This window comes from Actinomycetota bacterium (genome assembly GCA_035540895.1).
In the GTDB taxonomy this organism is placed as follows: domain Bacteria; phylum Actinomycetota; class JAICYB01; order JAICYB01; family JAICYB01; genus DATLFR01.
The window spans coordinates 1-7964 of the sequence record DATLFR010000039.1 but is presented as its reverse complement, the minus strand read 5'-3'; the positions used below and the strand labels follow the sequence as shown (position 1 = coordinate 7964).

Sequence of the window (7964 nt, the reverse complement as noted above, 5' to 3'; positions counted from 1 at the left end):
CCCGTACCGCGTCGCGGCTGTGGGTTCCTCGGCGTACGCGCAGGTCGTCGTTGCCCCCCCGGGGTATGTAAGATCCGCTGATGGCACGGCAGCTGTGGCAGTTGGCCGGAGCGGCGATGATCCTGGCCGCCTTCGCGGGAGCCCAGATGGGACGGCTCGACCGCCGGTCGCCCGTCTACCTCTCGCTCAACCTGGTCGGGGCGGCCATCCTGGCCGTCGACGCCTACCTCGGACGACAGTGGGGGTTCTTCGTGCTCGAGACGGTCTGGTCGGCCGTCTCGATCGCCGGGCTCGTCGGTCTGGCCCTGGGACGGGAGCGGGCTCATGACGCACCCCCGCCTCCGGAGCCGTGACCCTCGCGGCACGGGAGCCGCGGGGAGCTTTCGAGGCGGCGGGCGGAATCGAACCACCGTACGCGGATTTGCAGTCCGCTGCCTGACCACTCGGCCACGCCGCCGGGAACGTCTCAGGATACAGAGGGCCAGGTATCGCCGCAGGTCGCGAGCCCGCGGTCAGGCGCGTGCGGGCAGCCTCGTCCCCAGTGCCGTCTCGAGCCAGCCCAGGCCCCGCGGCGTGTACGTCACCGACCGCGCCTCCCCCGTCTGCAGGTACGCGTACGTGAGGGTGAGGGGTCCGGACGCGATCCCGAGCTGCCCGAGCGCCTCCGCGTACAGCTCGAGCTGGCCCCAGTCGGCCTCGTCCGGCGGCGCGCCGGTCTTGAAATCGACGACCTCGAGCGTGTCCCGATCGTCGAAGACCGCGTCGATCCGCCCCCGGACGAGCGTCCCTCCCACCTTGAGCGTGAACGGGAGCTCGGCCATCGGCTCCCCGCCGTCCAGGAGGGCGAGCGGACGGGAGTCGTACCCCATCTCGACGTAGTTCGCGCGGAGGCGGTCGATGTCCGATCGTCGGGCCGGCGCGGCCCCTTCGGAGAGCGCCTCCTCGTCGGCCGCCCCGACCAGTCCCCTCGAGCGCTCCTCGATCCACGCATGGACCTCGGTCCCCACCCGCTGCGCCCGCGACGGCCTCTCCGGCAGGGGGTGCAGGACGGACGAGGCGCTCTCCTTGCCGGAGGCGATCCGGACGGCCGCCGTCGCAGACAGGGATGAGACGACGACCCCCGGCTGCGGACCCTCGTCCGCCCCGACCAGCGCCCGGACCCCACGGACGTGCTCCGCGTACAGATCCTCGGCGCCGGGAACGCGGAGCAGCTCGTCCAGGGGCGCCCGCCCGGCCAGGACGTCCTCCACCCGCTGGACCCACGGCGTCGCCACAGGGTCGAGCTCCGGATGCGGGGGCCAGACGGCCTCGCGTCTGATCGCGTCCACCACCGGGTTGTCGGCCGGAGCATCGGCCTCGTCGAGGTGTCCGGGCAGGATCTCCACGACGTCGGGGTGGGAGAGCACCTCGTCGCAGAAGACCGAGGGCCCCCGGCGGTCCTCCGCCCCGTACCACCAGGCGGACGTGCAGTAGAGCCGCTCCCGCGCCCTGGTGAGCGCCACGTAGAAGAGGCGGCGCTCGTCCTCCTCCGCCCGCTGGCGAAGCGCGTCCCGGTACCTGCGCATGTTCCCCGCGAACGCGGGCAGGTCGTCGCGGTCGCGTCGGGCTCCCGGCGGGAGCTGCTTCGTGGACGTCAGCGGGTTGGACATCCTTATGTCCGGGAAGATCGAGAGCTTCTTCATCCCGTCGTAGGGGTTGAGGTCCTGGGAGGCGGCCAGCACCGGGACGAAGACCGCCTTGTACTCGAGCCCCTTGGCGGCGTGCACGGTGAGCACCTTCACCGAGTCCGAGGCGGCCGTGGCGGCGAGGGGGATCGGGTCCTCCGACTGCTCCGCGACGTCGAGGAAGTCGATGAAGGTGCCGAGGTTGGCCTCGCCGTCGAGCGGAGCGAACTCCGAGCACACCCCGATGAAGCCGTTGAGGTTGTCGCGCATGGCGGGAGCCGACCGCGAGGCGGAGGCGGCGAGGGCGTCGGCGATCCCGGTGCGTTCGACCACGGTTGCCACCAGGTCCTGCAGACCCCGCTTCGCGTGCGGGCGCAGCTCCTCGAGGAGAGCCAGGAAGTCGGCGATCCGCTCACGCGCCTCGCCGGAGACACCCTCGACCGCGCCCGCCTCGGCCAGGACCTCCACGAGCGAGTACGCCACCTCGCCCGGGTCGGGCTCCTCTATCCCGAGCACCTCGCGCGCCTGCTCCATCAGGTCGTAGTTGCGCTGCGAGGCGTGCTTCGCCAGGGGAGCCAGGTCGCGGTAGTGCACCCGGTAGCGGGGGCCCATCAGGATCCGAGCCACCCATCGGTTCGCCGACGGTCCGGAGTCGTAGAGGACCCGCAGCCACGAGACCGCGTCGACCACGGCGGGGATCTTGAGGAGGCCGCCCAGGTCGACGATCTCGAACGGGATGTCGCGGTCCTCCAGCGCGTGCACGATCCGGTCGAGGTAGCGCCGGGTCCGGACGAGGATGGCGCAGTCACGCCACTCGTACCCCCCCGTGTGGAGCCGCTCGATCTCGTCGGCGACGTAGGCGGCCTCGGTGCCCTGGTCGGCGAAGACGGCGGCTCCCACCCATCCGTCCCCGTTCGCCGGCGCCGGCACCAGCTCGGCTCCCGGACGGTGCTCCTCGGGCACCTTCGCGATCACCCGGTTGGCGAGCTCGACGATCCGTCGTCCGGACCGGAAGTTCTCCGAGAGCGACGCCCTCTTCGCCTCGCCGCCGTCCGCGCGCCGGAACTCACGGTGGAAGTTGATCAGGTTGAACATGGACGCGCCGCGCCACGCGTAGATCGCCTGCCGGGCGTCACCGACCGCCGTCACCGCCCAGCCGTCCGGACAGAGGTGGCGCAGCATCACCTTCTGGGCGGGGTTCGTGTCCTGGTACTCGTCGAGCAGGACGACCTGGTACCGCTCCCGCAGCTCGGCGACGACGTCCGGGTGCTCCTCCAGGACCCTCACCGCCAGACGGATCTGGTCGCCGTAGTCGATCCGGCGCAGGAGGCGCTTGCGCTCGTCGTAGTGACGCAGGATGGTCGCGAAGTCCTTCCGCTTGCGCGCCGCCGTCACCACCCACTCGTCGCCGTTGTGCTCGAGGAGCCTGTCGCACTCGGCGATCAGGTCCTCCGGGGTGACGAGGTGGTCGGCGCTCTGGTCGGCCAGCGCGAGCGTCTGCGGGATGTAGGAGAGCGGGTGGCGCAGCTCGACCTCCTCGAGCGTGTCGATCGCGTCGATCAGGTCCATGAGCAGCTGCCACTTGTGCGCGTTGGACAGGAGCGCCGAAGCCGGGTCGACCCCGATCCGGGCGCCGTGGTCGCGGACGAGCTGCTGCGCGAACGCGTGGTAGGTCATGACCGTCGGGTGCTCGTGGGGGTGCGGGTCCATCGCGGACATCGACTGCCCCAGCCGCTCCTCGAGCTCACCGGCGGCCTTGTTCGTGAAGGTGAGCCCGAGCACGGCGGCAGGTCGCGCCCGTCCCGTCTCGACGAGGTGCACGATGCGCGCCGTCATCACGGCCGTCTTCCCGGACCCGGCTCCCGCGGCGATCACCACGGGCTCGAGCTCGGCGCGTATCGCCTCCCATTGCTCATCGGAGGGGGAGTAGCCGCGCAGGGCGGCCTGGATGGCCGGCGATGCTTCCCTCATCGGGGCACCTCGCGTCCCTCCGGCCACCGTGGGCAGAGCGGCTTCATCCGGCACCACTGACAGTCGGCGTCGGGGGCCGGGGAGAAGCGCTCGGCGGCGGCGTCGTCCAGGATCGTGCGCAGCCGGGCGAGCGCGTCCTCGGCCTCGTCCGGCTTCTGGTAGCGCTTCATGCACCCGACCGACCCGTCGCGGCGGTCCGTGTGCTCGATCCCCGGGTAGATCAGCTGCATGACGGCCGGCTCCCCGTGCTGCGCGAGGTCGGGGTAGCGCTTCGCGGCCATGTAGTAGATGGCCAGCTGCAGGGACGCCTTCGCCCGGTCCCACTCGAGCGCCGACCGCGAGGTCTTGTAGTCGGACAGCACGAGCCCGGCCCGGTCCTTCGAGACCCGGTCGATCCGGCCGCGGATCGTGTGTCCGTCCATATCGAGGTCGTCGAACGAGTACTCGATGGCCACCGTCTGGCCGGAGGTGCGCTCGGTGTTCCACCAGCGCTTGATGCACTCGACCCCGAACCGGTAATAGGTGCGCGCGAAGACGTCGTTGGGGTAGTCGGTGCGGTGCTGCTCCACGAACTCCCGCTTGTACTCCGCCAGCGCCTGCTCGTAGGTGGAGATGTCCCCGGCGGCGGGGTCGGCCCGCTCGAAGATGCGGTGGACGAGCGACCCGAACTTCATCTGGTACGTGGAGGCGGGGTCGAGGCCGAGCACCGACTCCAGGACGTAGCGCAGCGGACAGTCGTCGTAGCGGGAGATCCGCGAGTACGAGGTGACGAGCTTCCCGTCCGGACGCAGCGGGGGCCCGGACGTCCAGGCCCGCCTCCACCACCACCGGGCGGGGTCGAGCCCGGGCACCTGGGTGAGCGCGGCCGCCGCGGCCGCCCTCTGCGCGTCGGTCGCCTTCGGGTCGGATAGCGTGCGCCGCAGGCGCGCGGCCGCCTCCGGCAGCGTCAGCGGAGGGCCGTCCTCGCCGGGCAGCGCCGTCTCCGGCAGCTCCCCGAACGCCTCCTCCAGGAAGCGCGACGGGGAGGCGCGGCGGGAGCCGGGGGACGTGGAGACCACGAGCGTCCGGCGCGCACGGGTGAGGCCGACGTAGAGCGTCCGGCGCTCCTCGGCCAGCTGGGCGAGCGCGCGGTCGACCGCCGAGCCCAGCTCGAGCGCCCACGGGTCGAACAGCCCTTGCGCCCGGTGGGCCTTCGGCAGCTGCCCCTCGGACACACCCACGACGCAGACGACCTCCCACTCCATGCCCTTCGCCGCGTGCAGAGACAGGACCCGGACCCCGTCCGGGCGGCGGCTGGGGGTCCATCGCTCTGCGGTCGCTCCGCTGGCCCCCGAGGTCTGCAGGTAGGTCCGCATCGTGCCGCCCGGGCGACGCTGCGCGTAGTAGCCGAGCGCACGCCCCAGGGAGACGAGCGCCTCGAGCTGGTGCCCGGCGTCGGCCTCGCTGCGCCTCGCGGCCAGCTCGCGGCACCACGTCGAGGCCTCGAAGAGGCGTAGGAACGTCTCGTCGGCCGTCTCGTCGACGCACGCGGCGACCTCGTCGCGGAGGCTCCGGTACTCGGCTCCCTCGGGGGACGTGTCGCGTTCGACCGCCTCCGCGAAGGTGACCCCCATCCGCATGGCCGCCTCGCGGGCGAGCTCGCGCACCCGGTGCGGGTGCATCCCGACCAGGGGCGAGGTCAGGACGCGCTTCAGCAGGTCGTCGTCCGGCTCGTCGGCGAGCGCTACCCGGCACAGGTCGAGGACGGCGGCGACCGCCGGCTCCTCGGCCAGCGGACGATCGCCCGCCTCGATGCGGTGCGGGATCGAGAACGAGGCGAGGGTGCGGGCTACCGCGTGGGCGTAGGCGGACGGTTGGGCGAGCAGGACCGCCATCGACGAGTACGCGACGCCGTCGAGGATGTGGGCGCTGCGGATCGTGCGCGCGGCCGCCTCGATCTCGGCCGCCATCGTCTGGTGGCAGCGCAGATGCGCGGTCGCGTCGCGCGGGCCCTCGAAGTTCGCTGCGCGGTGCGGGCCCGGATCGGGCGAGTGGGAGATGAGGCTGGCCGCCACATCGCCGATGGCCTTCCCGAACCGGTGGGCCACGGGGAGCGTGAGCGTGCCGTGCGCTCCGGCGACCTCCTCGAACCGCGAGAGCCATGAGGGGTCGGACCCACGGAAGGCCTCGATGGCGGAGTCGGGGTCGCCGGCCGCCACAAGGTGCTCGAGGTTCAGGCATCGGAGCAGCTGCAGCTGGGCCGGGGCGAGCTCCTGGGCGTCGTCGACCAGGACGTGGGTGAAACGCCGGTGCAGTGCCTCCTGCACGCCCGGGTCGCTCTCGAGCAGGCGCCTCGCCTCGAGCACCAGCCCCGGGTAGTCGAGGGCCGACGTGCTCGCCAGGTGCTCCCGGTAGCGGACGGCGAAACGCGCCACGGCCGCGTGGCCTGGCCGGTCGCGGGCGAGGGTCTGCAGATCGGCCGTGCTCAACCCCCGGTGCCCGGCCCGCACGCAGAAGTCGGCGACCTCTCCGGTGAACGCGTCGGTCGTCAGGTGGTCGGCGAACCCTCCCCAGGCCGAGGGGTCCTCACGCTCCATCAGCTCCCGGACGACCGCCCACTGCTCGGGGCCCGTGAGCCGGACGGGAGGCTGCGGGTACCCGAGGAGGCGGTGGTAGCGCGTCACCAGGTGGTAGGCGAGCGCGTGCCAGGTATGGACAGCCACCTCGACGAGCGCGTCCGCCGGCACCCTCCAGGGCAGCTCGTCGCGCAGGTGGAGCGCCCGCTCACGCGTCGGCACCAGCATGAGGACCCGGTGCGGGGCCGTCACATCCGTGGCGAGCCGCACCCACCGCTCCACGAGGACGGTCGTCTTCCCCGTGCCGGGGGAGCCCAGGACGAGCAGCGGTCCGGAGTCGTGCTCCACCGCCTGCCGCTGGACCGGATCTAGCTCTACGTGTGACATGTCCCCCCTGGGTCTCGGGCTGCCACGATAGGGGAGGGGGGTGACGCCTAACCCAGCCGGGCAGCGAGCGCCCGCACGGCGTCCAGCTCGTCGGCGTTCACCGTGTGTCCCATGCCCTCGTAGATGCGCTCTTCGACCTCGGCTCCCATCCGCTCGAGCAGGTCCCGGGTGATGTGGACGCGGGCGACCGGGATGTGCGGGTCGACGTCGCTGCATCCCAGGAAGACGGGCACGCCCCCCAGGACCCCCTCGTCGTAGTGCCAGGCACCCTCGGCGCCGATCAGCCCGCCGCTCAGCACCGCGGCGCCCCCGTACCGCGCCGGGTGGCGGGCGACGAACTCGGACACGAGGCATGCGCCTGCGAGAACCCCACGAGCAGGACCCGCTCCGGCGACCCGGCGGACGCCACCACCTGTCCGAGCGCGTCGAGCGCCGAGGACAGCCAGGGCTCGTTGCGCTCGAGGGGAGCCAGGAAGCTGTACGGGTACCACGTGTGTCCGGCCGCCTGCGGCGCCAGGAGGGCGAGGTCGTCGCCTAGCTCGCGTCCGAGATGGAGCATCTCCTCCGCGGAGCCTCCCCGTCCGTGCGCGAGCACGACGACCCCGCGGGCGTCGCCCGGAGCGGGGCCGGCCGCCAGGACCGGCTGTCCGTCGTGGGGTCCGTCCACCTGTATCCGCATCGTCCGGCCATCATGGCAGGGAGCCTGAAGGCGCTTCGTCCGAAGGCATCACCGCAGACCGAGGTGGGGGCGATAGCACCGCTCCCTGCCCAGGTATCGCCCCCGGCCGTGCGATCGCCGGTGCACCCCTCGTCCGGGCCGGACCGGCTAGGCCCGCACCTCTTGGCGCATGAACGAGATGTAGGCGGCGGCGAAGGTGAGCAGCGTCAGCGCGATCAGGCCCACGACCTGCGACCACACGATCAGCAGGCTCTGGTCGAGCGTGATCGGGTTGGGGAGGGCCCGGTCGAGCTGGCGCAGGAAGACGAGTCCCGTGGCCCGCTGCGTCGGGTTCAACAGCGCCCCGGTGGCCTGCTCGTAGAGCGTCCCCGGGGAGAACCGGCTGAGCGTCTCCTGCATCTGCGCGTTGCGCAGCGTCTCCTCCGGGGTCGGCTGGGCGGGGAGCGGAGCCAGGACGTCCGCGACGATCCCCACGAGGAGCACCGCGAAGAGCGTCGCCACCAGCCAGGCGGCGATGGAGGCGAGAGCAGATGTCGATGCGCGCCGCAGCCAGACCGAGAAGAGCATGGCCAGGGCGAGCCAGAACCCGATGTACATCAGGGACACGACCAGCCAGACGGTCAGGCGGATCAGGTCGCCCACGGTGGGCACGATCCCCAGCCGCCAGATGCCGACCCCCGAGAGCAGGAGGGTGAGCCCGACCAGCAC

4 protein-coding genes, 1 tRNA gene and 1 pseudogene are annotated in these 7964 nt (G+C 72.2%); 1 reads left to right on the top strand and 5 read right to left on the bottom strand.

The annotated features are described in order from the left end of the window. Positions 1–80: 80 nt before the first annotated feature. On the top strand, positions 81–353 hold the full coding sequence (locus VM840_02270; protein ID HVL80401.1) for a hypothetical protein: 273 nt from the start codon (positions 81–83) through the stop codon (positions 351–353). Positions 354–386: 33 nt separating this feature from the next. On the opposite strand, the gene VM840_02265 is transcribed toward VM840_02270, so the two are convergent. The 5 genes and pseudogenes from VM840_02265 to VM840_02245 form a co-directional block, all read right to left on the bottom strand. Beyond that, positions 387–457 (bottom strand) — tRNA-Cys (locus tag VM840_02265). 55 nt (positions 458–512) lie between these two features. Then, positions 513–3635, bottom strand: a complete 3123-nt coding sequence (locus tag VM840_02260; protein ID HVL80400.1) for an ATP-dependent DNA helicase — start codon at positions 3633–3635, stop codon at positions 513–515. Next, positions 3632–6577, bottom strand: a complete 2946-nt coding sequence (locus VM840_02255) for an ATP-dependent DNA helicase (protein ID HVL80399.1) — start codon at positions 6575–6577, stop codon at positions 3632–3634. The genes VM840_02260 and VM840_02255 overlap by 4 nt, the downstream gene beginning before the upstream one ends. A 47-nt stretch (positions 6578–6624) precedes the next feature. Next, positions 6625–7256: pseudogene (locus VM840_02250) on the bottom strand (dienelactone hydrolase family protein). A gap of 147 nt (positions 7257–7403) precedes the next feature. Continuing rightward, a partial coding sequence (locus VM840_02245; GenBank protein ID HVL80398.1) for an ABC transporter permease subunit occupies positions 7404–7964 on the bottom strand: 561 nt, incomplete at its 5' end.